The 25,233-nt window shown below is 40.0% G+C and carries 21 protein-coding genes and 1 pseudogene; 7 read left to right on the top strand and 15 right to left on the bottom strand.

Annotation, left to right across the window (positions count from 1 at the left end; genetic code table 11):
- Positions 1-108: 108 nt before the first annotated feature.
- A complete protein-coding gene (petA, locus tag F7734_RS44390) occupies positions 109-1,110 on the top strand; it encodes a cytochrome f (RefSeq protein WP_155750748.1) in 1,002 nt (333 codons plus the stop codon).
- 244 nt (positions 1,111-1,354) lie between these two features.
- On the opposite strand, the gene F7734_RS44395 is transcribed toward petA, so the two are convergent.
- The 6 genes from F7734_RS44395 to F7734_RS44420 all read right to left on the bottom strand — a co-directional run bounded on the left by F7734_RS44395 (position 1,355) and on the right by F7734_RS44420 (position 5,524).
- Positions 1,355-1,693 carry an XRE family transcriptional regulator gene (locus tag F7734_RS44395; protein ID WP_155750749.1) on the bottom strand — a complete coding sequence of 113 codons (339 nt, stop codon included), beginning with the start codon at positions 1,691-1,693 and terminating at the stop codon, positions 1,355-1,357.
- Between the two features lie 7 nt (positions 1,694-1,700).
- A complete protein-coding gene (locus F7734_RS44400) occupies positions 1,701-2,057 on the bottom strand; it encodes a type II toxin-antitoxin system RelE/ParE family toxin (RefSeq protein ID WP_155750750.1) in 357 nt (118 codons plus the stop codon).
- A 638-nt stretch (positions 2,058-2,695) separates the two neighbouring features.
- Positions 2,696-3,526, bottom strand: a complete 831-nt coding sequence (locus F7734_RS44405; protein WP_155750751.1) for an ABC transporter ATP-binding protein — start codon at positions 3,524-3,526, stop codon at positions 2,696-2,698.
- Positions 3,501-4,316 carry a cobalt ECF transporter T component CbiQ gene (gene cbiQ / locus F7734_RS44410; protein ID WP_155750752.1) on the bottom strand — a complete coding sequence of 272 codons (816 nt, stop codon included), beginning with the start codon at positions 4,314-4,316 and terminating at the stop codon, positions 3,501-3,503. Before cbiQ ends, F7734_RS44405 begins: the two co-directional genes overlap by 26 nt.
- The gene (locus F7734_RS44415; protein WP_155750753.1) at positions 4,300-4,602 is read right to left on the bottom strand and encodes an energy-coupling factor ABC transporter substrate-binding protein; all 303 of its coding nucleotides are present in this window, start codon (positions 4,600-4,602) and stop codon (positions 4,300-4,302) included. The genes cbiQ and F7734_RS44415 overlap by 17 nt, the downstream gene beginning before the upstream one ends.
- A gap of 142 nt (positions 4,603-4,744) precedes the next feature.
- Entirely contained in the window at positions 4,745-5,524 is a 780-nt protein-coding gene (locus F7734_RS44420; RefSeq protein WP_155750754.1) for an energy-coupling factor ABC transporter permease, read from the bottom strand.
- A 432-nt stretch (positions 5,525-5,956) separates the two neighbouring features.
- Here F7734_RS44420 and F7734_RS44425 point away from each other — a divergent pair, with 432 nt between their 5' ends.
- From F7734_RS44425 to F7734_RS44435, 3 genes are all read left to right on the top strand, one after another.
- Positions 5,957-6,214 carry a hypothetical protein gene (locus tag F7734_RS44425; protein WP_155750755.1) on the top strand — a complete coding sequence of 86 codons (258 nt, stop codon included), beginning with the start codon at positions 5,957-5,959 and terminating at the stop codon, positions 6,212-6,214.
- Between the two features lie 22 nt (positions 6,215-6,236).
- Entirely contained in the window at positions 6,237-6,428 is a 192-nt protein-coding gene (locus F7734_RS44430; protein WP_155750756.1) for a hypothetical protein, read from the top strand.
- Between the two features lie 363 nt (positions 6,429-6,791).
- On the top strand, positions 6,792-7,721 hold the full coding sequence (locus F7734_RS44435; protein ID WP_155750757.1) for an FTR1 family protein: 930 nt from the start codon (positions 6,792-6,794) through the stop codon (positions 7,719-7,721).
- A gap of 353 nt (positions 7,722-8,074) precedes the next feature.
- Here F7734_RS44435 and F7734_RS44440 read toward each other — a convergent pair whose 3' ends face one another.
- The 9 genes from F7734_RS44440 to F7734_RS44480 form a co-directional block, all read right to left on the bottom strand.
- Positions 8,075-9,232, bottom strand: coding sequence for a glycosyltransferase family 2 protein (locus tag F7734_RS44440; protein WP_155750758.1), 1,158 nt, complete (start codon positions 9,230-9,232; stop codon positions 8,075-8,077).
- A gap of 391 nt (positions 9,233-9,623) precedes the next feature.
- Positions 9,624-10,844: a glycosyltransferase gene (locus F7734_RS44445; protein WP_155750759.1), complete on the bottom strand. Its 1,221-nt coding sequence runs from the start codon at positions 10,842-10,844 to the stop codon at positions 9,624-9,626.
- Positions 10,845-10,963: 119 nt separating this feature from the next.
- Positions 10,964-12,913, bottom strand: a complete 1,950-nt coding sequence (gene asnB, locus F7734_RS44450; RefSeq protein ID WP_155750760.1) for an asparagine synthase (glutamine-hydrolyzing) — start codon at positions 12,911-12,913, stop codon at positions 10,964-10,966.
- A 72-nt stretch (positions 12,914-12,985) separates the two neighbouring features.
- Positions 12,986-14,239, bottom strand: coding sequence for an O-antigen ligase family protein (locus F7734_RS44455; RefSeq protein WP_166482526.1), 1,254 nt, complete (start codon positions 14,237-14,239; stop codon positions 12,986-12,988).
- Entirely contained in the window at positions 14,229-15,377 is a 1,149-nt protein-coding gene (locus F7734_RS44460) for a glycosyltransferase (protein WP_155750762.1), read from the bottom strand. Before F7734_RS44460 ends, F7734_RS44455 begins: the two co-directional genes overlap by 11 nt.
- 63 nt (positions 15,378-15,440) lie before the next feature.
- The gene (locus F7734_RS44465) at positions 15,441-16,550 is read right to left on the bottom strand and encodes a glycosyltransferase family 4 protein (RefSeq protein WP_155750763.1); all 1,110 of its coding nucleotides are present in this window, start codon (positions 16,548-16,550) and stop codon (positions 15,441-15,443) included.
- Between the two features lie 161 nt (positions 16,551-16,711).
- On the bottom strand, positions 16,712-18,082 hold the full coding sequence (gene murJ / locus F7734_RS44470) for a murein biosynthesis integral membrane protein MurJ (RefSeq protein WP_155750764.1): 1,371 nt from the start codon (positions 18,080-18,082) through the stop codon (positions 16,712-16,714).
- A 4-nt stretch (positions 18,083-18,086) separates the two neighbouring features.
- Positions 18,087-19,082 (bottom strand): methyltransferase domain-containing protein, encoded by a 996-nt coding sequence (locus F7734_RS44475; RefSeq protein ID WP_155750765.1) that lies wholly within the window; start codon positions 19,080-19,082, stop codon positions 18,087-18,089.
- A 123-nt stretch (positions 19,083-19,205) separates the two neighbouring features.
- Positions 19,206-21,389: a polysaccharide biosynthesis tyrosine autokinase gene (locus F7734_RS44480; RefSeq protein WP_155750766.1), complete on the bottom strand. Its 2,184-nt coding sequence runs from the start codon at positions 21,387-21,389 to the stop codon at positions 19,206-19,208.
- Positions 21,390-22,357: 968 nt separating this feature from the next.
- Between F7734_RS44480 and F7734_RS44485 the strand changes: the two genes are divergently transcribed.
- From F7734_RS44485 to F7734_RS44495, 3 genes and pseudogenes are all read left to right on the top strand, one after another.
- On the top strand, positions 22,358-23,770 hold the full coding sequence (locus tag F7734_RS44485) for a sugar transferase (protein ID WP_155750767.1): 1,413 nt from the start codon (positions 22,358-22,360) through the stop codon (positions 23,768-23,770).
- On the top strand, positions 23,767-24,753 hold the full coding sequence (galE, locus tag F7734_RS44490; protein WP_155750768.1) for a UDP-glucose 4-epimerase GalE: 987 nt from the start codon (positions 23,767-23,769) through the stop codon (positions 24,751-24,753). Before F7734_RS44485 ends, galE begins: the two co-directional genes overlap by 4 nt.
- Positions 24,754-25,004: 251 nt before the next feature.
- Positions 25,005-25,232, top strand: a pseudogene (locus tag F7734_RS44495) (sugar transferase); the annotation flags it as partial.
- Position 25,233: the final 1 nt, after the last annotated feature.

The following is a 25,233-nucleotide window of genomic DNA, read 5'->3' on the forward strand; positions in this document are numbered from 1 at the left end:
AAAATCCAAAATCCAAAATCCAAAATCCAAAATCCAAAATCCAAAATCCAAAATCCAAAATCCAAAATCCAAAATCCTCTAATCGTCCTCTTTGTCTTCCTTATAGAGATGAGAAAAGCTTCTACAACAGCGAGTTTGACTCGCAGTGCTAGAGTAATTGTCAAAACATTGCTCGTAGCGATCGCAACAGTGACATTGTTCTTCACGAGCGATCTCGCCCTTCCTCAAGCCGCTTCAGCATATCCTTTCTGGGCGCAGCAAACCTACCCCGAAACTCCTCGCGAACCAACAGGGCGGATTGTATGTGCTAACTGTCACCTAGCGGCGAAGCCAGCAGAAGTAGAAGTTCCCCAATCTGTTCTCCCTGACACGGTATTTAAAGCCGTGGTAAAAATTCCCTACGATACAAGCGTGCAACAGGTGGGTGCTGACGGTTCCAAAACTGGCTTAAACGTTGGTGCTGTGCTGATGCTTCCAGAAGGCTTTAAGATTGCGCCTGAAGATCGCATTCCTGAAGAGTGGAAAGAAGAAATCGGCGAAGTTTATTTCCAACCGTATAAAGAAGATGCGGAAAACGTTGTTATTGTTGGACCTTTACCAGGCGAACAGTACCAAGAAGTTGTTTTCCCCGTACTTTCTCCCAACCCCGCAACAGACAAAAACATACAGTTTGGTAAGTATGCCGTTCACCTAGGCGCTAACCGAGGACGCGGACAAGTTTACCCAACTGGAGAAAAGAGCAACAACGCTGTTTACACCGCCTCTGCAACTGGCACAGTGAGCAAAATTGCCAGAGTAGAAGATGAAGACGGAAACACGAAATTTGAAGTTAGCATCCAAAGTGAATCTGGGGAAACAGTAGTAGATAAAGTTCCCCTCGGACCCGAATTAATTGTTTCTGAAGGACAAGCAGTTCAATCCGGTGATGCATTGACAAATAACCCCAACGTAGGTGGATTTGGTCAAGATGATGCCGAAATTGTCCTGCAAGATGCTACAAGAGTTCAGTGGATGATTGCTTTTATCGCACTTGTCATGTTGGCTCAAGCTATGCTTGTTCTCAAGAAGAAGCAAGTTGAAAAAGTCCAAGCTGCTGAAATGAACTTCTAAATTTTAGAGCAAAATCATCAGTTAAAAGACAGGCAAAGCCTGTCTTTTTTTTGCACAAAAATTTGAGCACAGTGCTTACTCTGCGTCCTCTGCGCCTCTGTGGTTAAAAAAATGACTTTTGAACCGCTCCAGGCGCTCCAGAGCACACCAGAGAATATAATGACATCTTGAGTTGAAAAGCGATCGCAAATTTTTTGAATAATCTGCTTTGGTTCAGCGTCTTTTGGTAAACTAAACCAAGACGTTAGTTGTCGCCACAGGTAAGCGATGCTTCTTCTGAAAATCCTACTAAAGTGATAGGCTCCGAGTCAGGAAATACAGCAACAATTTGTAAATCGCCTCCCATTGCCTGAATGTACTTTCGCAAAGTAGAAAGCATCAAGTCAGTCCGCTGCTCAATACGAGAAACATTTCCTTGATCGATACAAAGACACTCTGCTATTTGTTTCTGGGTTATTTTTCTCGCTTGTCTAAGTTCTTGTCGTGTCATTTCTGAAGCTATAAGCTCACTCGTGAGCTGCTCAACTTCTTTTCGATCTTCTGGTGATAATTCTGCCAGTTTTTCTCTTAAAGTTTTTCCCATACAGAACCTACCCATCCTCTAATTGAGATAAATGCATCTCAAACCGGGCATCAGCTTTCTTGATGAGTTGCTTATAGAACAAGCGTTTACTAATACCAGATTTATCACCTGCTACCAGTAAAATTGCAGATCGCTTCGGATCAAAAGCGAATGCTATCCGCCAAACACCATCAGCTGCGTTAAACCGCAACTCTTTCATGTTGGAGTACTGTGACCCCTTAAGGGTGTCAACGTGTGGACGCCCTAGCTGTGAACCAAATTGTTCTAGCAAACCTGCCATAGCGAGTACCACTTTTTGTACTTCTTTCGGCAAGGCATTAAACTCTGGCTCAAATTCATCATGAAATTCAACTACCCAGTTCATTCATTTATTATGCTTTAAAAAACATATGCTTTCAAGGGTATATCAGAGAGATATAAAATACACTCATTAATAAAACACTGAATACAATAACACCCTTATAGCTCTACCGCTTCTAAATGTACAACGAGAATAGTTAGCTGAACTTAAGATGCTCCCAAAGCGCGAATTTTACGTCCCTAGTTCAGGACACACTCAAAAATAATTACCTAGACTCGGCAGTTTTATTCTACATACATAAGTTTGAGCTAGGAGAATAAAAACTTGAACTGGTGTTACAGCAAAACTTTGTGGATTGTGGCTGTAGCAAACACAACCGTCATATTGTAGCGCGAGCGCGTACCTCTGCTCTCGTTCAGCTAATTATTCTCTAGTTCAACTAATTATTCTCCAGTTCAGCTAATCATTTTCTTTGTACACTAAAAACCTTTTTAAGGCTTACTCGCGCAACCAGTCTAAAACTTTATTCTTTTTCTACACTTAACCGAGCAGTATTGATTGAAGATTGTGTTTCATTTTGCTCGGTTTGCGATATAGCCTTTCTCAGGCTAATGAGGTACACCCCCCTTTCATCCCCCCAAGGCACCGGGGGGTAATTTTTGTACCTCACCAAGTTGAAATTTGCTGTATACTGAGGATTGCTATAAATAACGAAATGATTTCAAAATTCGTTGTCGCAACTGTTCTAGAGCAGGTTCTTCTTCAAGGAGTCCATTAGCAAATAATAGCTCACATATTAGCGGTACTCCTAACTGTAACTCTTCTAAAATATCCTGTCTGGCAAATACATCCTGTGGCTTTCCTTCTAAGATAAGTTGCCCTTTATCCATGACAAAAATCCAGTCTGCCCAACGATAAACTAAATCTAAGTCGTGGGTTGCCATCAGGGTTGTTGTTCCAGAAGCATGAATCTTTTTGAGGGTTGCTATTAGGTTCCTGGTATGTAATGTATCTAGATAAGCTGTAGGCTCATCTAGTAACAGTAACTCAGGTTGTAATACCATCACATCTGCTATAGAAACTCGCTTTTTTTGTCCCAAACTTAGATGATGCACTGGTCTTTCTGCAAGTTCCGTTAAGCCAAACTCTTCTAGAGCTTGTTCAACTTTATGTTGAATTTCTGCGTCTGGTAGCCCTAAGTTACACAAACCGTAAGAAATGTCTTCTTCAACAGTAGAAGCAACTAACTGTTGTTCTGGATCTTGAAAAATCAACCCAACTTTTTGTCTGAGTTGTATTAAAGAATTACGGTCATACTTCAGTGGGTTACCTTTCCAAAGGATCTTTCCTTTTTGAGGTTTATACAAACCATTTGCTAGTAAAAATAGTGTGGTTTTTCCACAACCATTTAGACCAATTAAAGCACATCTTTGATTGACAGGAATTCTAAGGGTTAGCCCATTCAATGCAGGTTGTTTTACGCCTGGGTAGGTATAGTAAACTTGCTCAAATTCGAGTAACCATTCCTGCATAGTGTCCCCATTCCAAACTGATTAATAATGCACAACCAAAAATTGCTTCCATAAAAAAGCGCTTGGATTGATGATAGCGATGGGGATGCCAAACCCGCAATTCATCACTAAACCCTCTTGCAGCCAGACTTAAAGAAACTTGACGGTAATTTTCTATGGTTCGATTGAGCAGCTGTCCTATCAACAGGGCTAAGCTTTTCATCCCAACGGAAAAGGTACGATATCCACCACGTGCATGTTGGGCAATCCATAACTCAGCCGCCGTATTTAACAGCACAAAAATAAAGCGGTACATGAGTAATAAAAGCTCGGTGACAAGCACTGGAACTCCAATACGACGGAGGATGTGTAACAGTTCGGTAAAGGGTACCGTCAGCATGATAAAGTACAGACAGGAAAGAGAAGCAAGCGATCGCGAACCAATGGTCAATCCTTGCTCAATACCCCGATGACTGATATATAAATAATAAGACCCAAAAGTGAAACCAAAAATTGAGTCGTTTTGCTGAATTATATCTATGTGAGAAACCTCAACTCCACTGATAGCTAAAGCTGGAAAACTGGTGAGCCAAAATAAAGCTGCAAAATAAATGAGTTTCAAATAAGTTTGAATAGGAATTCCGGCATACACGACTATCCAAACACTTATCCAAACCGCAATCAAAACTTGAACAAGTGGATGAGCAACAGTAGAGATAATTAACAGGGTAGTAGCAAACAGTAATTTTTGCGCTGGTGGTAACCAGCGCAAGCGATTTGTATAAGCGAATGTATCAATTTGAATTTTCATTCTTATTCTTACTGAGTTCCGAACGCCCCTTATACAATCCAATAACATAGCCAATTGCGCCTGCACCTGCGGCTGCTTGTACGGCAAATAATAGACTTTCTACTTCTCCACCGGGCAACTCAATTAAAGGATTGAACCAAGGTTTATATTGGGGCTGTATCTCTTTGATTGCCTCTTCCGCTTGACCATCTGCACCGCCAAATTCCGCGCCGTTCTTTACAATTAACGGTGTGACGGTTAATACAACTACTGCTAGTAGCAATAGCCAGTTATTCCATTTTTTCATTTGTTAGTGGTTAGTGGTTAGTGGTTGGTGGTTAGTGGTTGGTGGTTAGTGGTTGGTGGTTAGTGGTTGGTGGTTGATGGTTATTAGCAGCTACTAACAACTAACAACTATCAACTATCAACTATCAACTATCAACTATCAACTAACCCTCTGGCTTAATTAGGTTTAACATTTTTAGTTCCTCACGACCATAGCTAGAAAGCCAGTTCCATACCAAGACTGTTAACAATCCTTCACTAATAGCTAAGGGTACCTGGGTGACGGCAAAAATTCCCGCAAATTTGGCAAATGAAGCGATAAAACCACCTGTGGTTGCTGGAAATGCTAAAGCCAATTGTATGGAAGTAATTAGATATGTTATCAAATCTGCTAGAGATGCTGCTAGAAATATCGCTAACCTTTGTTTACCAGTTTGCATGACCAAGCGGTACACCCAAAAAGCAACAAATGGTCCGGCGATCGCCATGGAAAATGCATTGGCTCCTAGTGTAGTCAAGCCACCGTGGGCAAGCAAGAGTGCTTGAAATAACAGAACTAAACTCCCCAACACTGACATGGCTAGTGGTCCAAAGAGGATTGCTCCCAACCCCGTACCTGTGGGATGGGAACTACTTCCCGTTACTGAAGGCATTTTTAATGCTGACAGTACAAAGGTAAAAGCACCAGCTAACGCTAAGAGTAATTTTAGTTCTGGTGTGGCTTTGGTGATGCGAGTTAGCGATCGCAACCCCAGGATAAAGAACGGTAGTGCTACAACCCACCAGAAAATTGCCCACTCCAGTGGTAAAAAACCTTCCATAATATGCATCGCGTAAGCTGGTTTGGGTAGGCAGACAATTAAGTAGAAGCTTACGGCTGCTATTAAGATAAGATTTACAAATTTTGATGAGCTTTTTAATTTAAGAAGAATTTTTGACACCATATGTACCTGCAGATGCATCTAAAGCTTTCAGTTTAAATTGGTACGGATTTTAACTCAAGAACAGTGATGAGGGGTAAAAGTTCCCCATTCCGGTTCCCAGTACAAGCGAGGAGAACTGAGTCAATAATAAAAAATTATCAGTTTGACAATAAAGTATAAATTTTTTAATTTTTCGAGTATAGATTTTTTTCGTAAAAGTATGTATTCTCAGATAAGTGTGTAAAGCGTATGTAAAGTACGTATGCCCTAAATGAAGTTTCTCTTAAGTATCAGGGAACCCATTTACCTAATGGGAGAGGGCTTCTTTTGACAGTGACCAGTGTTCAGTTTTCAGTTATTAGCTTTTTATATCTGTTGTTTGTTCACTGTGCTGATTGAAGGTTTTCCTCCATTGTCAATAGCTGTTTCTTGAACACCAGGTGAGGATTTATTATGGTGCGAGATTCGCATGTTGATTCAGGTTTTGGGGAATTTCCAAAACAGTTACACATTTCCAAAGTTTTAGTCTATCGCAGTAAAGCAACGCTGTTTTTGGTAGGGTGGTTTATCAGTTGGATAGTTCTCTCTTTCATGTGGAGAAGTCAACCAATTAGAGCCAAAACGATATTTGTTTGGATGTTGCTTTTAGTCATTGCTGCTACTGCTATAAGTTGGCATCCTCTATTCTCGTCTCTCCAAATAGTCCAATAAAAATATATGGAGGATTTGAGGAATGCAGAGACAAACAAAACAAAGCTTGAGTGGAATGATACAGAAAAATATGTGGATATTGATAGGAATTTGCGCCCTAATACCTGTCATGTATCACATTGCAACAATTCCAGTTCATCAGGAAAATTTTTTCCGACCCCATGTCAACTATTTGATTAAAGAGGAGGTCATTAAACAACCTACTCTCAAATAACGTTTTCTTAGCACAACATATGGCATTTTATTTCTCCCGGTTTTAAATGCACCCCCTTAACTACCAAATTCGGTAATTAAGGGTTTTTTTTACAGCAGTCAGAAAATATGTAGGTTGGGTTGAGGAACCTTACCCAACATTGACAGGCATTTGTTAAGTTTCTCCCCGGTAACTCCAACCCACAAAAATTCTTATCCAAGTAGTATCCATCGGGGATCAGTGACCAATAATATCCCCTTATGATTTAGTCCGCCTAAGCGGACTTCGTTTTGTGTAGCTGTGATTTCCAATCACTTGGTGTTTTTTCAAATTAGGATACTCTCTATTTATATCTTCCTGAATTCTGAATCATTTGTTTTTTCCATGAATATTAGTTCTGCCTTACCTACTTTTGTCATTACACTGCGAGAAGGAGTAGAAGCAGCCCTTGTGGTTGGGATTGTACTAGCTTTGCTAGACAAAGCAAAGCAATCCCGCCTTAATCCATGGGTTTATGCTGGTATCGTGACTGGGGTTGCTATCAGCGCACTGATAGGTTTTCTCTTCACTTGGGTTATCCAAGCCCTAACTGCAATTAATCCTGAGTATACGCCTGTCGTTAAACCGTTGATGGAAGGTGTATTTAGTATATTGGCGATTGTTATGCTCAGCTGGATGCTGATTTGGATGACCAAACAAGCAAAATTCATGAAAGCTCAAGTTGAGGGTTCGCTCTCTAGTACCCTAAAACAAGACTCAAATGCTGGTTGGGGTGTTTTTACTCTTATCTTAATTGCTGTTGTACGTGAGGGTTTTGAAACTGTATTGTTTATTGCTGCTAACTTTCAACAAGGTCTCATTCCTGCTATTGGTGCTATTGCTGGAATTATAGTGGCAGCTATCATAGGTGTGCTGTTGTTTAAGTTAGGTGTTAAAATTAACATCCGGCAGTTTTTCCAAGTCATGGGTGTTTTACTGGTACTGATTGTAGCTGGGCTAGTTGCAACAGCGTTGCTTAAGTTCGATCGCGCAACGGCGGCTTTTTCCATCAGCAACCCTGCGTCTGAAAGTCTTTGTTTCTACTACGATCGCTTTGCCGAAATCCACTCTTGCATACTTGGTCCTATGGTATGGAACACGTCTAATATTCTTCCGGATCGCAAGTTCCCTGGTGTTGTGCTTAAATCTTTGTTTGGCTACAGAGAACATCTCTATCTCGTGCAAGCCATTGGATATGTCGTGTTTATAGTGACAGTTGGAGGTTTATATTTCCGCAGCCTCCTCAGCACAGATAGTGCAAGCACTAAAAATTAGCAACCTAGGTTGAAAAAGGGACTAGGGAGTGGGGAGTAGGGGGTTTTTCCTTTTTCATAATTGGTTGTGGGATTTTCTCTTGATTAGCTGTACAGAAACAGGGATCGATGCTTTGCGAACGGGCATAGCCAATAATTGACGCCACGCGATCGCCTTATAGCCCTTGTAGGTATCGCCTGCGGCATCGCGTAGCGTCTCCGATAGGAGAAGGGGATGCTATCGGTATCAATTGAACGTGAGCTTCATCCGATTGTTAGGATTTAACACTGGTGTATTTGTTGCAAGATAAATCTTTACGATCTTAAACCTATATTTATCGGGTTGACACCTAAAAACTAGCATCAAAGCTGATTCTATTCTCTAGCTTTTTCCCAGGTAACAGTTTGTTCTTGGTTTACAAATCTAATAAAGCCAACTAAAGCCGAGAAATTCAACAAACAAAAAACATATGGAATATAGCATAGTTTTGAGACAAGTCTCAAAAAACCATAATTGCTATGTTTTGTTCCTATCCCCAGAATGGCTAAAAGATAAAAGACAATCTGACTTATCATGAAAACTTGATAAATAAATGATAAGTTAACAAGGCAAAAATTCATTGCTAACAATAAAATCAATAGAAAAGGTACAACAACTCGCAAGAATTTGTGTGAAAACAATTGGAGAGCAATAGGGCTATTGAATGGATTGAAAAGAGTGCCAAAAAGACAAAAAATCTGATAGTTACCATAAAGAGTACGCGCTTTGCGTCGATACTCTTCCTTGGGGTTATCGGCAGCAATGTCATAAGCTTTAGCATTTGGATCAAAAATAGCACGAAATCCCTTTTGAATTATTTTTAGTGGTACAAACATGTCATCTAACACTAAGTTTTGTGGAATAGGCGTAAATAATTCTCGGCGAATCGCGTAAATCGCACCAGTGGCACCAAGCATCGAGTGAACTTGACTCTCACAACTGCGTAAAAACTTTTCATAATTCCAATAAAGATTAATGCCTTTCGCTGTTCCTCCTGCCGTTACCAAAGGCTTAAAGCATAGTTCACCGCTAACACAACCAATGCTTGAATCGTTAAAATTTGCCACAAGTTCGCGTAACGCATTCTGCTCAAAGCTTTGACGTGCATCAGTAAAAATAAGGATTTCATTCTGAGCTTTTGCAACCAAATCATTGATTGTAGCCATCTTTCCTCGACGCTGTGTAAAGTAATGGAAGGAAAGAGTTGGTGATGTCAAGCTATTAACTATCTCATTTGTTTTATCTGTTGAACCATCAGAGCCAATAAGAATTTCAAGTTTTGAAGCTGGATAATCTAAAGACAATAGATTCTTGATTTTATCTTCAATGCAGTCCTCTTCGTTGTAGGCAGAAATAATGATTGAAGCTGTTGGTTCGCTAGGCGATTTGTCAATTCTTTTTTTAAAGAAAATGGCAAATAAATAGATAAAGACTGGATAGCCAAAATAGCAAAAAATAATCAAAAAAAGTATGAGCCAAAAAAGCATTTGCATATAATACTTGACCTTAATATTCTTGGTTGGAAATACTACTCCTTTTCCGCTCTAAGATTACCGATTCTTGTAGTGTGGCCCACCATTGAATTTTGGTGGGCATTGCCGCCCCTACGCCCATAGATAATTTTCTGGCGGGAAGAGAGTAATTATGAGTTGATCGCTCAAATAGGATTACGATAATAGAGTGAAAGGTTAGACATTATTCTCATTTAAATTCCGATTTTATTTATATGATATAATCTCAAAACCAGAATCTAATACCACAACCGCATTATCAGGTATGTCTATTGTAAATTACTGCATTATCACTAATTTTTACGTTGTTTATTACAGAGATTTTTTCAAAAACTTGAAGAAAAATTGTTTAGTCATTTGAATTGCAAATAGTTCATATTGACTTGTAATGTTGCTTAGCAATAATTATTTTTGCCCATTGTTCCTGAAGATTTTTAATAATGAGATCGAGATCAAAACTGGCTTTAAGATGCTGATAAGCAATTTCAGAAACCTGATTCATCTTTTCTGGATTTAGAAAAGCTTGATAGATTTTTCTGGCCGCATTGTCGATATCGCCAGCTTGGACAATATAGCCATGCACTTCATCTTCCACAAGTTCTTCAATACCCGGTGTGTGGCTTGTAACGCATAAACAGTGACAGGCCATTGCTTCCTTCACTACATTTGGAAGTCTTTCAGCTTTTGACATAAACAGAAAAACTTCCGCTTTTGCCATTTCCTCAAAAATTTCATTATGAGTAACAAAACCTCGAAAGTTCACAGCATGGCTAATTCTAAGAGAGTGAGCTAAAGCTTCTAACTTTTTTCGTTCTGGTCCATCTCCTAAGATTACAAGAGATGCATCAGGCCAATCGCTCAAAACTTGGCTAAAAGCTTTCAATACATCATCAAATCCCTTATCCGGAATTAATCTTCCCGCAGTAACAATACGTCGCTTAACTTTTTCTTTTTTTACTGGAATCTTGTTGAAATCGACCCCGTGGTAAGACAATACAATTTTGTCTTTGAGTATGTCATATTTTTCAATTGCGGGAATATTTGCTGCTGTAATTGTTTGAATTAGATCGGCATTCCGGGCAACTGTTCCAGTATAAGAATTCTTTGAGTTAAACTCTGGGGAATAAACATCATGAGCAACAAATGATATTGATACAACGATTTTGGGTAACTTATTTTGTATTAGGTATCCAACTAGAGAAGGAAAATGAGACCAGTATAAATGAACAATATCTGGATTGTGTCGTTGGGCAAAATCATATATCTGTAGACTTCGAGGAATAAGGATTAAACTCTTAAAAAGATTAATAGGTCTTCTCCAACAATGTTTTAAGATCCACAAAATAAAATTCATTAAGAGTCGTGGCTGTGTTAAACCAACCCACACCCCATGCAAAGTATTTATTATGGAGTTATGTGTAATCCATATGTCTGTTAAACCTCGCTCTACTACTAGCTGTGAAAATAGTCGATGTTTAGGGCGAAGACCGTGTACCGCAATTTTCACGCCAGTTCTTTGCAAAGCAATAACATCATTACAAGCAAAGGTTTCTGACGTAAGTGGAAATCCCATAGTGACGAGCCAGATTTTCATTGTCACAATTGCATCCTTTAAGATTCAAAAAGGTTACTTCTCTAGAAAAAACTACGTTACTGACACAAGGTTGAAATGGACAGGTTGTGAAACTCGAATTCTGAACATTAAAAACGTGGTTAAAAATGGTGTTCAAACCATGCTTGACACATCAGAATGTTCCACAAACTATATTGCCAGTCTCGAACACCTGACAGATGCTCAGTCCATCTTTGGCGGATAGGCTGTGGGTTAAAGAATCCTTCTTGCTGCAAGCGTCGCTCATCTAACAGCGTCTCTGCCCAATCGCGTAATGAACCGCGCAACCAGTCACCGATTGGTACACCAAACCCCATTTTGGGACGATCTATCAAATGCAGTGGAACATATCGGTACAAAACTTGGCGCAATAACCACTTCGTCTGGCTTTGTCTAATTTTCATCGAATAAGGAAGTTGCCAAGCAAGCTCCACCACACGGTAATCTAATAAGGGAATTCGCCCCTCTAAACCGACTCCCATGCTAGCTCGATCAAGTTTTACTAAAACATCATCGGGCAAATAGGTTTCTGTGTCGAGGTACATCATCCATTGGGTAAAGTCTGGTAAGGCTGCCCAATGTTGCTGAGTATTGAAGATTGTTTGGGGTTCTTTCCCACCTATTACAACTGCTGACGGTTCTTGCCAGTCGGAATCTAACTCCATATATAGAATTTCTGGAGTTTCAGCCCTCAAAACTTCAGAAACTCGGTTGAGTTTGTAGCCCAAGTTGATTAATTTGGGTTTGATAAGCGATGCTAAGCGTCCATCATTAGAACTTCGCCCCCAAGTTTGTGGCTCTAAACGGGTTAAGGCTTGGGCAACAGTTTGACGAATTGTTGTGGGGATCCAACTCACTGTTTGCCAGAGGCTTTGTCCCCGCAAGTAACGTCCGTATCCGCCAAACAACTCATCACCACCATCGCCTGACAAACTTACCGTCACGTATTGCTTGGCGAGTTGTGAAACCAGAAAGGTAGGAATTTGTGAAACATCTGCAAAGGGTTCATCGTAAAGCGTTGGGAGCTTAGGAATCGTTGCTAGCGCTTCTTCTGGCGTGACATACAATTCAGTATGGGCTGTACCAAGGTGCTGAGCAACTGCTTTTGCGTATTGCGCCTCATTGTAAGTATCTTCTTGGAATCCAATGGTGAACGTTTTAATCGGTTGACTACTCTGAGCCTGCATAAGCGCCACCACGGTGGAGGAGTCAATGCCACCGGATAAAAATGCACCTAGAGGAACATCCGCAACCATGCGTAGTCCAACTGCATCCTGCAATAATGAGTCGAGATGGATGATAGCATCTTGTTCTGAGCCGATAAACGGATTGGCGATGCCGGATTCTGCTACTGCTTTAATAGACCAGTAAGATTGGGGTGAAGGATGATGCGCTTCCCCCTGCCAACTGAGTGTTGTTCCGGGGGGCAGCTTATAAATTCCTTTGTAGATAGAATAGGGCGTAGGAATATATTTTAATCGCAGCAACTCAGTTAAGGCATCCCGATCGATCTCTGGTTGAAATTTGGGATGGACTGCTAGGGCTTTTAATTCTGAAGCAAAAACGAGAGTTTGTCCTAGCCAGCCATAATACAATGGCTTTTCTCCAAAGCGATCGCGTCCCAAATGCAACACTCGCTCTTGCCGATCCCAAAGGGCAAAGGCAAACATACCGTTGAACTGTTGAATCGCGGATTGTAGCCCCCATTGGCAAAAAGTCGCCAGCATGACTTCGGTATCAGAATGTCCTCGAAACGAATGCCCTAATTGCTGTAATTTTTGCCTTAGCGCTAAGAAGTTGTAAATCTCCCCATTAAAAACAAGGACATAGCGCTCGTTAGCGGAGCTCATTGGTTGATGTCCCTCCGAGGAGAGGTCTAAAATTGCTAAACGTTGATGTCCTAAGGCGATCCCTGCGGATGCGTCAACCCAGCTGCCGGAGTCGTCTGGTCCTCTATGCCGGAGGGTGAGATTCATACGCTCAAGTATCGCTTGCAAAGAGTCAGAATTAATTTGTGCTGTTGAGTCCAGAAATCCAGTAATTCCACACATTTGTTGAACTAGTAAATTGCTTTTATGAATGAATTGTGCATCAAAAAGGGAGAATCTATTTATCTAAAGCATCTATTCAGGCAGTTGACTGTCAGACAATGCTACAGTTGTATATTCTCTCAAGCTACTGACTCGGTTAGGACGAGTTTGACTCATCTCACTCATCACAGCCATCAAAGCAAATGAAATTAGAAAGGAATTCAAACTTAAAACCGTATGACAAAAAAAACTGGAAACCAAAATAAACACGGTAAAACCGATCCCGATCTTTCGTATATCGCTCTGAGCACGATGAATGACGGAATATATTGCTAAAGGCAGAATGAGAATTCCCAAAGCACCATACTCAGCCAAATGTAGTAAGTACATATTATGAGTAGAAATGGTAAAACGAGTTATGCTAGGGTCGAAAGTAGAGCCAACTCCATAGCCAAAAATCGGATGCTCCAAAAACATCTCCCAACCTTTTCGAGCAACTTCCTGGCGTTCAACAGCCGAAGCGTCTTCAACTGTTGACCCGTCTATCATACCTTCCAGCCTTTCCAATCCATTGGAATCAAGCAGTTGGTTCCAGCTATCGGTCATATCTCCAAACCCAAAAAATAGAAGTATCCCTATTCCTAAAATCCACAATATAAACTGCTTTAGATAAATGACGCGAGTCAGGCTCAGAGTGATGATTGTAATAATCCAACACAATATGCCTCCTCTTGAGAGAGTTAGCACAATCCCAAATCCAACTAGTAGTATCCAAAAAACGCGAAATTTAGGTGGGAATATTCTTACAGTAAAAATCATACCCAGTATCAGTGAATTAGAGCAGTCATTGGGATTGAGGTATAAACCTGTAGCGCGACCTTCAACAAGACCACCAAAAGCAGATGGATCGATAGAAAACTGGTAAAAATTATTAAGAATTCCTACCAAGGTGGCAATTGCGATCGCACCTCTCGTCCAGGATAGAACTTGCTGGTTCATAAACAGAAAATTCGTTACTAACAAAAATACTGACGAAAAAGATCGATCTATTAATGCTTGAAATGAGGCTTCAGAGGAAGGAAAAAATGAGTATGAGATGGCTGTAACAGTGAAGTAGCCTAAGCACCAATAAAGGAGTGAATTGGAAGGAATTCTTTGCTTGACTAGAATAAACAGGGGAATAGTAAGAGCAAAGTAGGGCAACATCCAACCAACTGGACTAATTAGAAGTTGATTTACTGTTAAATAAGCATCTAAACGTGTAAAAAATGCAAAAATGACACCAATAGCTAGGCAGCCTTGATAATAAAGCAGCCACTTATTTCTAGTTTTAAATTTAACGCTCATAGGACAAACCCAAGATTGCATCCTCTGTCTTTACTAGGAGTTGCGGCACTGAAAAATTTTCAACAATTCGCTGTCGGATTTTGGTCTGAGCGTAATTCTCAGTATTCAATTTTGCGATTAATTGCATCACAGCAGTTTTCAAAGCTTGTGGATCGCCTGGTGGGACGACAATCCCCTGGTTACCTACAATCGATGCAGAATCGCCCACATCTGTGACTACACAGGTCTTTCCACAAGCCATTGCTTCACCAATAGCATTCGAAAAGCCTTCCCCATAGGCAGAGGCAGAAACAAAGATATCTAATGCGTTATAAACCTCAGGCATATCTAGCCGTGCTCCTGCCCAGATTACTTGTTCAGCAATGCCAAGCTGATTTGTTAATTCGTATAGTTGTATTGCGTAGTCTTGCTGTACTCCTCCACCAATACAAACAAAGCGTACATCTTGGTGCTCTTGAAAAAGTAGAGCCGCAGCTTTCAGAAAAGTCGAATGATCTTTCATGGGGTGAAGTCGTCCGATCAAGCCAATTAAAATTTGATTTGTCGAAACGCCCCACTCTTGACGAATAATTTTTCCTGCTTCTGGGTCGTGTTTAAAGTAATGAACATCTATTCCATTGGGAATCACGATTGTTTTTTCTGCTGGGAAGCCTTTGGACAAATGATACTTTTGACCTGCATAGGAATTAGCAATAATTAGATCGGCAAAACGAGCTAATTTCTGTTCTACATAGAGAATTGAATTTATCCACCAGGAAGATTTCTTGCCTGTTCCCCAATTAGAATGACGAATTCCCCAAACCATTTTGGTAGTTGGAAAAAAAGGTTTTAAAAAAATCGTTACTATATTAGAATCTGGTAAATAGCTATGTAATACATCAGGTTGAATAGACTTTATTTGTTTTAACAATCTCCAAAAGAAACCAACCATATCCCAACGATTTTGTTTTTCTAAAGACAAAAGTTTTATTGATGTTCCGCTAAATTCTACCTCAGAATGAGTATCTGGATAAAAGCGTAAAATAGTCACTTCAAAACCTTTTTGACTTAAGGCTTTTGCTAGGGTGGCTAGTTGTTTTTCAGCACCGCCGCCACCTGAACGTTCAAGACTTCGAATCAGAAAAGTAATCTTTTTCATTATTCAAAATGCTCTCCTTGTTTAACTTCCTGAGAAAAAGAAGAGTTCATTGGTCTGTGGCTCCTATTTTAGAGATTTGATTGTAACTTGATTAATCAGATACTCCCACTGCTTCATGACAGTAACTTCGCTAAATCTTGATGTAATCTCTAATGCTCGATTAGCCAAATAATAACGCTCTGATTGACTCGACATTAATCGAGCCATTGCACTTGCCAATGCACTTACATCTTCGTTCGGTACTAACAAACCATCTACTTCATGACGAATAATTTCTTGTATGCTGCCACTAGAACAATTTGTAGCAATGACAGGTAAACCACAAGCCATTGCTTCACAAAGTACATTTGGGAATCCTTCATACCGCGAAGATAAGACAAAAATATCTGCTCGCTTTAGGTAATCATGTGGATTTTTAACTTGTCCTGGAAAGAATACATCTTCAGAAAGTCCTAAGTGGTCGCGTAATGCCTCAAGCTTTTGTCGTAATTCTCCTTCTCCTAGAATTGTTAAAGTCCAATCCGGATATTTCTGTTTGATCTCACTAAGAGCTTGAAGCAACAGATCAAATCCTTTTTGTGAAACTAACCGCCCAATCGCAATTAATGAAGGATGGGGATTATCATTAGAAAATGAGTGAGTTACTGGTGATAACAGAACTGGATTAGGAATAATTTGAATCTTTGTTGGTGGAAGATTTGAAAAGTAGTTTGCTATCTTTTTAGTCTGAACGACAAGAGCGCTAGCATATGGATAAGTCCAATTTCGTAGTTGACTCCAAGCCAGATCGAGAGATTCATGTTCTGGATCAATGCGTTCTGAAATTATGACAGGAATATTGAGACCTCGTGATGCAAGTAGCGAAAGTACATTAGGACCAGTTATAAAACTAATAACGGCATCTGGCTGAATTGCTCCGAGCTTTGAGCGTAAGATTTTGATACGAGTTAATGTGTTCCATAAAGCCTCTAAAAAATTGTTGGATTTTCTAGCAATTCCAAGTGGAATCAGATGAATTTTAGAATTTAACTGATAAAAAGGTGGCGTTGAGCCGTCGTCAAAGGTTATTAGAGTAATCTGCCATCCTTTAGCAGCCCAATAATTTGCCATATTAGAAATTACTCGTTCAGCACCACCAGCAGGTAGGCAATTGATAATGAAGGTAATATTCATAAATTCAGGTAATGCATAGTTATATATAACCAAGAGCAAATAGTTCTCTCAAACTTACTCACAAATTGTAACTATATTCTTTGTGATTTAAAATACAAGAAAAAACAATACGCATACATTTTATTGACTTTTGGACTGTTAAATAAATTTTTATCCATGCATTATAAAATTAACAACTTTTTCAAGTACTTGTTGACAAATAACAGCATATAAAAGAATGAAAACAGGTAGACACAACTTGTTGATAATGCAATTCCTTGAATTCCCAACCCTTGCATGAATAAATAGTTTAAACATATATTAATTAGTAAATTTAAGACCGATACCCACATTAAGATGTGATTAAGGCACAGGGATATCAGCAAATTAACAATAAAAATACCAGCAATGTAAAAAGGAATTTGTAGCGCAAAGGCAGATAGAATTTTTGCAACAAAATGAGTTTCTTGGGCAGTAAACGCACCTCGTTGGAAAAGTAGCTGGACAATCGGCTCAGATAGAAACACCAAAAGCCCTGTAAAAGGAACTGTAATCAGGAAAATCAACTTGAGATACGATCGTAAAGTATGATTGACCCCTTGCCAATCACTTGATGCAACCATTTTTGAAAGATAGGGAGTAGCCGCAGTACTGATGGCAGTGGCTCCTAACATTAGCGGAAATGAACTCACCCGACTCGCATAATTGAGAGCGGCGACACTTCCAGGTGCTAACGTTGCCGCCATCGACTGATCTACTAAAACAGAACTGCACATTAAAAGTGCCCCCATCATTGCTGGTGAGTACTGTTTCACAACTTGGCGTAAGGCTGGACTCAAGCCAAACCATTTGGGTCGTAGCACAAAACCCCGTCGATGAAGAACAACCCATAAAAGTATTAGCTCTAAGATTGCACCTCCGATCAGCCCGATGGCTAAAGCAAAAATCCCTAGTAACTGCCCAAATAAAAGTAACAACATAATCGTCACTACTGGCGTCATAAGGGGTGATAGAGCTGTTAATACAAACCTTTCTCCTGCATTCAATACCGCACTCAAGAGTGTGATGATTCCGCTTAATATAACCACTGGCGTGATAACGTAGAAAAGTTTATAGGTTAGAGCCAATTTTTCATCGTTAAATCCCAGCGTCATCCAAGGAAAATAGAAACAAGCAGTTGCGATAATTAATAGAGTTGTAATTACTAATAGCACCAGACTGCAAAGGAGTGTACCAGAAAGGAGTTCTTCTGATGCCTTCGGACTTTCCTGTTCTCGAACCTTTATATAGGTTGGGATGAGTGCTGCATTTAACGAGCCTGCAATGACATTCACAATAAAGTTAGGGACGACAGTAGCAATTAGAAATGCATCTACAAAATCATTCGTGCCAAACTTCCAAGCGACAATCGATTCTTTAGAGAAGGCAACTACTTTGACTAATATTGTGCATATAGTAACGACGATGGCAGCACCTAAAATTTGACGATTGATAGAACCGCTAGTCAATTGCTTCCAAAGTTGGTCTGGTCGTTGTATTTGAAAAATCTTCATTACTTTAGTTTTTGATTATGCATAAAAATATCCCAGAAATGGCTATATCCTGACTGCTAACATCACAAAATTCACTTGCTATGTTTTGTCGATGTTTTTCGACAAAGGCAATCGCACGTTTTTGCTTACCCAGTTCGATATCATCAAAATTGCAATAAGGTGTTATCTCCCCAACATCCCCTAAATGCGTTACCAGAAATGAGTAATCGATTGTTCCAAGGCTTTTCATTTCTTCGAGGAACTGGCGATAACGATGAGCAAGGATTCGGTTAGGGCGACCTGAGTTTTGTACCATAAGTGGATAAATAGAACTGGGAACTTCTAAAAACTTCAATTCATGATGATTAGGAGTGAACATCCCATGATCGCGCAAATCTACTTTATGTAACATTTTTCCGCCAGACTTGAGACAATCGACCATATATTTCAAAGCATCTATGGGATTATAAAGGTGTTCCAGGACTGCACGGGATACAATGAAATCATAAATTTCACCTGAATTTTTAGCACATTGTTTAAAGTACACCTCAGCCGCTTGACCGATTTTCCAATCGATTCCTACTAATGCCCGATCGTCCCATACTTCTTTTTCTTTAAATATATCAATTGTATGCCGTTGAGACAAAGCTTGATAAACTTTATTTTGCTGTTCCGATTTACGATAACTTAAGTAACGATCCACTAAGTCTATCTGTTTACATCCATCTAAGCGCATTAATAATGCAACACCACAATTGTCTCCTGGACCAACTTCAGCAGCAATACCATCAAAATTATCTACAGATCCATAAAGCTTGTAATCTGTAAAAACCTCTTCGATATAATGTACTGATTCCTTTTCTGAAAACATGGAATGAGTTGAGCCGCTATCTGATTCAGATTGTCCTATTGCAAGACGCAATCCCCATAAAAAGTCACTGACAACAAGTCTTATTGTTCTTAGTAAAAAAGATTGATTGATGAATTGTTTGATTACATTTCGAGGGTTTTTTGTGTTCATATTTCTAGAGTTTTTGTGCTCATCTTAGGTTCAGTCATCAAACTTGGATTTTACCAGCAACCTTTTTTGGTGCTGACGAAGTGCGATCGCTTGCAAGCTATTGGCAATATATTTTGGTAGGCGTTAGTCGCCTGAAACCTCTGATTTGAAATTCATTTGACTCAAAGCAGATCTTTTTCTGCTGTAATACCCCCTAGAGTGATAGTACCCAGACCCGCTTTCAGTAGTAACCCCATTGATCACCATTCCCACAACACGCGATCGCGATTGCTCCAGCATCGTCTTCGCAGTTTTGGCAACAGCTAAGTCTAGTGCTCCTGGACGTACAACTAGCAATATCCCATCTGCCACCTTGCTTAACATCAAGGCATCACCAAATAAATTTAACGCAGGAGTATCAATAATTACACAATCATAGTCTTTTGCTGCCTCTTGTAGCAACGAAGCCATGCGCTGCGAGCCTAGTAATGCTGCTGGGTTAGGTGGAATTGTACCAACGGTTAGCACATCCAAGTTAACCAGTGCTTCTTGGGTAGTGCAAGTAAATTCTGCTTGACTGACTAAAACATTACTTAGTCCGATTGGATTAGATAATTTCCAGATTTCTTCTTGGCAGGGATGACGCATATCAGCATCTACTAACAGTACCCTGCGTCCCATATGTGCCTTGGCTACTGCTAGGTTAGCTGCTACAAATGACCTACCTTCACCTGGAGTCGAACTAACCACCGCAATTATTTTCAGTGGTTTATCAAAGACGGTAAAATCCAAGTTCGTCTGAAGCATCTCAAAGGCTAAACTTGCCAATGAATGAGGATTATCTCTGACTGGCAGTTCGACTAAAGACTCCTTACTAACCTTCACCTTTGAACCAAAGTGAGGAATTGTACCCAGTAAAGGATAACCAAATAGCTCTTGGGCTTGTTCAAGAGTTTTTAGAGATTGATCCATAGCCTCCAATATTAAAGCTGTCCCTACACCCAGCAAAATTCCTAAAAATCCACCCAGCGCTAAGTTGAATATAAGCTTGGACTTTGCTTTTTGAGGAACTAAAGCTGCAGATACCACCCGCGCATTGCCGACATTTTGATTGACTACTACCTCCACTTCTTGCGATCGCTTCAACAATTCTTCATAAGTTGCTCTGGCTACTTGCAATTGTCGTTCTAGTTGTTGCTGTCTTTGTTGCAGTAAAGGTAAGACACTCAAGCGTTTTTGCGAAAGTGTGTATGCATTCTTTAAAACCTTGACTCGGTTGGCTAGGGCTGAACGTTCTACTTCCGACTGCACCAACTCAGCAGCTAGGTTTTGTTTGAGTTCCCCCATCTGCAAATTCTGCTGGGACACAGATTGCTTGCCAACATTTTCGCCAATTCTCACCTCTAACTGCTTTCTCAGGGCAGCTGCTTTTGCCATCAAATTAGCAACCTGAGGATGCTCATTAGTATAACGAGTCTGTGCCACCGCTAACTCGTTTTCCACCTGCTGATATTCTGTTAACACCTCCTGCACACCTTTTGCTTGACTTAAATCGCCGATATCCACAGCTTGCTGCGAATTTAATTTTAATTGACGTTGCAGAAGTTGTGAGCGAGTCTCGGCATCTACCAAATTTGACTGAGCCTGGGTAATCTGGTCTGATAAAGCTGTAAGTCTTTCCACACCTGTGGTAGCTTCTCGATCCAAGGCAACTACTTTGTTTTCTTCTTTAAACCGACGTAAACCTGCCTCTGCTCTTATTACCCTTCCCTCAACTTCAGGCAATTGCTTGCTCAAAAATCGTTTTGCGGCTGTCGCCTGGGCTTGATTGACGCTAATATTGTTCTCCAGGTAATATTTCATCAACGAATTCACAACAGCTGCGGCTTCTTTTGGATCGCTACTCTTGTAATAAATCGCCAAGATGTCCGTACCCTTAATGCTCTTAACCTTGAGTTTTTTGAGAAACTCATCTATTTCTAGAGGTCGTCCTTTCTTATCTGCCAGCTTGAGGTTAGTGATGGTTTTCTCAACTAGCGGATTCGAGCGAATGACCTCTGCTTCTGTATCCAATGGGCTACTGAGTTGAGTCACACCACTTAACTCTCCAACTGATGCCGAGGGACTTGTCAGCGAAGAAACGCGATCGGTTTTATTAAAAAGCAACTTGCCTTCTGCTTCATAAATTGGTTTTTGCCTGAAGGCATTTAAAGCTGACAATCCGAAGACTGAGCAGCTCACCACAGCTATAACTAGCCAACGCCTTTTGAAAATCAGTGAGTATTGTTGCAAATCTAAGGAATTTTGGTCTTCTTGGTAAGAGGGCATAGCCTATGTTGCAAAAATTATCTTAAGTACTTGGTAGTGCCACCCTTCTATCGTTAGGTTGCCAGAAAAACTATTTAGACAAAACTAGATGAAAATTTACTATATTTGGAGTGCCAAACTATACCACAAATGTCGTATTTATGATGGCTTACTTGCAATTTTTCCGGGATTGTATTTATTTTTATACTTGATGTGTAGTTCTTATCATAGGAAAATTGTTGGAGAATCAAGACGTTTTTAGTTAGATTTACTGAAACTTTAAATAAGATTAATATGACGTTAGTAAAAACAAACAAATCTTTACATATGTATAAGTATCTATTTTTACTTGAGTTTTAGATGAGTTTTCAGAAATGGAATTCGGCAAATAGACGTCTACAGCGAAAAATTATCGGACTTGTTTAAATGCCAATTCTGTCTCTTATACTTTTTAACTTTCGATTTTAGGTTTTTACTTAGTGATTTTACAAACAGAAATATTACTGTCTTAAAAGTGTTTAAAATTACATACAGTAAAGATTCGATTTCAGTATATTTATGTTTCCAAGATAAAATTATTGCTTTACTCAATCTTTAAAGCAATAATTCAATGACTTATGATATGTTTGTTGCATCATCACAACTACCTAAATACAGTTTGGGTAAGTTATGTTGCAGATGTTATCAAGTTTCCCTATTTTATAAGTGAATTTACTGGTATACTGAGACTCTAGTATTAAGACAAAATACTCAAAAAGTATAAGTGTGCAAGAAACACAGCAGACTAACATTTTTTAAATAAAGGTATACCATAATACAATAAGGCTACGGTTGAGTAACGCTGAATCTTAGTTTGTTATGTTAGTTCCTCAACGATACTAGGTTGCGTAGCATAGTATGCAGCTTATCTGTATTGGTATTGTGGAATTATGAGGAGATAGCTTCTACCAAATAAATCAATATCAGGATACTGAATAGTAAGAAAAATCATGAGTCTTACGAGTTATGTCAGTTTCCCCACTAGTACTAGGTTGCCTAGCGTAATACGCAGCTTACCTATACTGCTCTTTCTGGGGGACATTTTTGGCTTGTTTATTTGTGTAGAGATTGCGCTTTGGTTGCGTCTAGGTGAACCACTCAATAAGTTCGATCCGTTTGTTTGGGGTTTTGTGTTGTTGGTTTTGGTGGAACTTTATTTGGTAGACGCTTACCATCCAGACAGACAAATTGCTGGTTTGCGGACACCAGCAAGAATTTTGATAGGCAGCATCGGTATTAGTATCTTTGCCTCTGCCTTGATTTACCTGTTTGGTGCTTGGGGAAATTATACGGTAGCAGGGCGAGGTATTCTATTACCCAGTCTGACAATCTTTACCATCTGGGCCATAATTTCTCGGATATATGCCAGAAAATGGATGCGATTACAAGCACAGCAAAGTCGTTGGCTGATGTTGGGTGCAGGTGAAAGCGGAATCACATTTGCACAACACTTATTAGAGCTAAATCCATTAGGAAGGCTATTTGTACTCACTCAAACAGACCAAGACACCACTGATTTAGCACAAAAGAATCTCAATTGCGTCGGAAACATAACTGACTTGTCAACATGGATTTCGCAATCTTGGTCTGCGGTAATAGTCGCAAATCAAATTGAGCTATCCGAAATACAGTTACAGCAGTTGATGCAAATACGTTTACGAGGTATTCCAGTTTACAAGTTACCAGATTTTTACGAAAGCTTATGGTACAAACTTCCTTCATCTCTCTTACAGGATCAATGGTTGGCTTTTAGTGCTGGTTTTCACTTAATGCCTGGTTACTTCAATATAAAGCTGAAGCGCTTTGCAGATGTGTTGATTGCCGGATTATTACTTGTTTTATTGTCTCCGTTAATGCTAGTTACAGCTTTGGCAATCAAGTTAGATAGTCCGGGTCCTGTGTTCTACAGTCAGCTACGAAGCGGATTATACGGCAAACCCTTTAAGGTTTACAAATTTCGCTCGATGTATCAAGATGCAGAGAAACGAGGAGCGCAGTGGGCAAGTCAACGCGATCCACGTATTACCAGAGTTGGATATTGGTTGCGAGTCATACGAATTGACGAACTACCACAAATTTGGAATGTGCTGTGTAGTGAGATGAGTTTGATTGGTCCGCGTCCAGAAAGACCAGAATTTGATGTCAAACTTAAAGAAGCAATTCCCTATTACGAAGTGCGTTATCTAGTCAAACCGGGAATCACAGGTTGGGCACAAGTTATGTATCCTTATGGTGCGTCAATTGAGGATGCTTACGAAAAGCTTGCTTACGACTTATATTACATCAAGAATTATTCTCTTTGGTTGGATATAGCGATCGCCTTCAAAACCATTCGAGTTGTTTTGTTAGGTAAGGGTAGATGAAAAACAAAGTATTAGTAACTGGAGGTGCCGGTTACATCGGTTCCCACGTTGTCCGTCAACTAGGGGAAATGAATTACGATGTCGTAGTTTACGATAATTGTTCTACAGGTTCCCCGACATCTGTATTGCACGGAGAATTGATTATCGGCGATTTAGCAGACACCGAGCATCTTTATCAAGTCTTTGCTAAGCATCAATTTAGTGCAGTCCTGCATTTTGCTGCCAGTCTGAGAGTACCAGAATCGGTTGTCCGTCCCCTCGACTACTACGCCAATAACACCCGCAACACTTTGAACTTGCTACGTTGCTGTAATGTCATGGGCGTCAACCAAATTATTTTTTCTAGTACAGCAGCCGTCTATGGAGAAGTAGGAGAAAATCCGGTTACAGAGTTAGTTCCAACACAGCCAATTAATCCTTACGGACGCTCGAAGCTAATGAGCGAATGGCTGATTCAAGACTATGCAGCAACATCTTCTCTGCGCTACGTAATTCTACGCTATTTTAACGTAGCAGGTGCGGAACCTGGCGGACGATTAGGACAAATGTCACCGAATGCAACTCATCTAATTGCAGCTGCTTGTGATGCAGCACTCGATCGCAAGTCAGCAATGCAAATTTTTGGTACTGATTTTTCTACACCAGATGGCACCGGAATTCGTGACTATATCCACGTTGAAGACTTAGCGACAGCACACTTAGATGCTTTGCGTTACCTGGAAGAAAATGGCAAAAGCCAAATTCTTAACTGCGGTTACGGACAAGGTTACAGCGTGCGAGAAGTGATTGAACGGGTAAAGGCAATCTCCGGGGTAGATTTTCCCGTTATAGAAACAGACCGTCGTCCTGGCGATCCTGCTTGCGTAACGGCTTGTGCAGATAAAATCCACAAAGTGCTGGACTGGCAGCCCAAATATAATGACCTGGATCAAATTGTGTACACTACTCTGGCTTGGAAAAATTATTTACAAAGTAAAAATTGACTAACGAGAGTGTCCAAAGACATCCATTGCTAACGAAAGCATTTTGGCACAAAATTATTAACTCAAGCTGCGGGTTATATGACTCCGGGTATGAATCACCCGGAGATTTACGCGATCGCCTACGATTCTGTTTAACAATCATCTGAAAGCCTTGAACTATCGTTTGTTCTTCATGACCTATTAATAAGCAACCAACAGAGAAATAAGAGTTGAAGATTTTCTCTCACTGTATGAAACCACCTTGCCGCTCTCTTCCTATGAGGGCCGTAAAAAAATTCCAGACAGCCCATTTTATCCGACAAGAAGTTCTGCCCGGTATTACGGGATTGTGGCAAGTTTCTGGTCGCTCCAATATTGATAATTTTGAAGATGCGGTAAAGTTAGATATCGCTTATATTGAAAGTTGGTCTCTTTGGCTAGATTTAACAATCTTACTCAAAACTGTTAAAGTTGTTTTTGACAAGACAGGAGCATATTAGC

The sequence above is a fragment of the Scytonema sp. UIC 10036 genome (assembly GCF_009725235.1).

Bases quoted from the DNA above. Each gene is read 5' to 3' on its own strand.
- petA (WP_155750748.1), top strand. From the start codon at position 109: ATGAGAAAAGCTTCTACAACAGCGAGTTTGACTCGCAGTGCTAGAGTA.
- F7734_RS44395 (WP_155750749.1), bottom strand. From the start codon at position 1,693: ATGGGAAAAACTTTAAGAGAAAAACTGGCAGAATTATCACCAGAAGAT.
- F7734_RS44400 (WP_155750750.1), bottom strand. From the start codon at position 2,057: ATGAACTGGGTAGTTGAATTTCATGATGAATTTGAGCCAGAGTTTAAT.
- F7734_RS44405 (WP_155750751.1), bottom strand. From the start codon at position 3,526: ATGCAGGAATGGTTACTCGAATTTGAGCAAGTTTACTATACCTACCCA.
- cbiQ (WP_155750752.1), bottom strand. From the start codon at position 4,316: ATGAAAATTCAAATTGATACATTCGCTTATACAAATCGCTTGCGCTGG.
- F7734_RS44415 (WP_155750753.1), bottom strand. From the start codon at position 4,602: ATGAAAAAATGGAATAACTGGCTATTGCTACTAGCAGTAGTTGTATTA.
- F7734_RS44420 (WP_155750754.1), bottom strand. From the start codon at position 5,524: ATGGTGTCAAAAATTCTTCTTAAATTAAAAAGCTCATCAAAATTTGTA.
- F7734_RS44425 (WP_155750755.1), top strand. From the start codon at position 5,957: ATGGTGCGAGATTCGCATGTTGATTCAGGTTTTGGGGAATTTCCAAAA.
- F7734_RS44430 (WP_155750756.1), top strand. From the start codon at position 6,237: ATGCAGAGACAAACAAAACAAAGCTTGAGTGGAATGATACAGAAAAAT.
- F7734_RS44435 (WP_155750757.1), top strand. From the start codon at position 6,792: ATGAATATTAGTTCTGCCTTACCTACTTTTGTCATTACACTGCGAGAA.
- F7734_RS44440 (WP_155750758.1), bottom strand. From the start codon at position 9,232: ATGCAAATGCTTTTTTGGCTCATACTTTTTTTGATTATTTTTTGCTAT.
- F7734_RS44445 (WP_155750759.1), bottom strand. From the start codon at position 10,844: ATGAAAATCTGGCTCGTCACTATGGGATTTCCACTTACGTCAGAAACC.
- asnB (WP_155750760.1), bottom strand. From the start codon at position 12,913: ATGTGTGGAATTACTGGATTTCTGGACTCAACAGCACAAATTAATTCT.
- F7734_RS44455 (WP_166482526.1), bottom strand. From the start codon at position 14,239: ATGAGCGTTAAATTTAAAACTAGAAATAAGTGGCTGCTTTATTATCAA.
- F7734_RS44460 (WP_155750762.1), bottom strand. From the start codon at position 15,377: ATGAAAAAGATTACTTTTCTGATTCGAAGTCTTGAACGTTCAGGTGGC.
- F7734_RS44465 (WP_155750763.1), bottom strand. From the start codon at position 16,550: ATGAATATTACCTTCATTATCAATTGCCTACCTGCTGGTGGTGCTGAA.
- murJ (WP_155750764.1), bottom strand. From the start codon at position 18,082: ATGAAGATTTTTCAAATACAACGACCAGACCAACTTTGGAAGCAATTG.
- F7734_RS44475 (WP_155750765.1), bottom strand. From the start codon at position 19,082: ATGAACACAAAAAACCCTCGAAATGTAATCAAACAATTCATCAATCAA.
- F7734_RS44480 (WP_155750766.1), bottom strand. From the start codon at position 21,389: ATGCCCTCTTACCAAGAAGACCAAAATTCCTTAGATTTGCAACAATAC.
- F7734_RS44485 (WP_155750767.1), top strand. From the start codon at position 22,358: ATGAGTCTTACGAGTTATGTCAGTTTCCCCACTAGTACTAGGTTGCCT.
- galE (WP_155750768.1), top strand. From the start codon at position 23,767: ATGAAAAACAAAGTATTAGTAACTGGAGGTGCCGGTTACATCGGTTCC.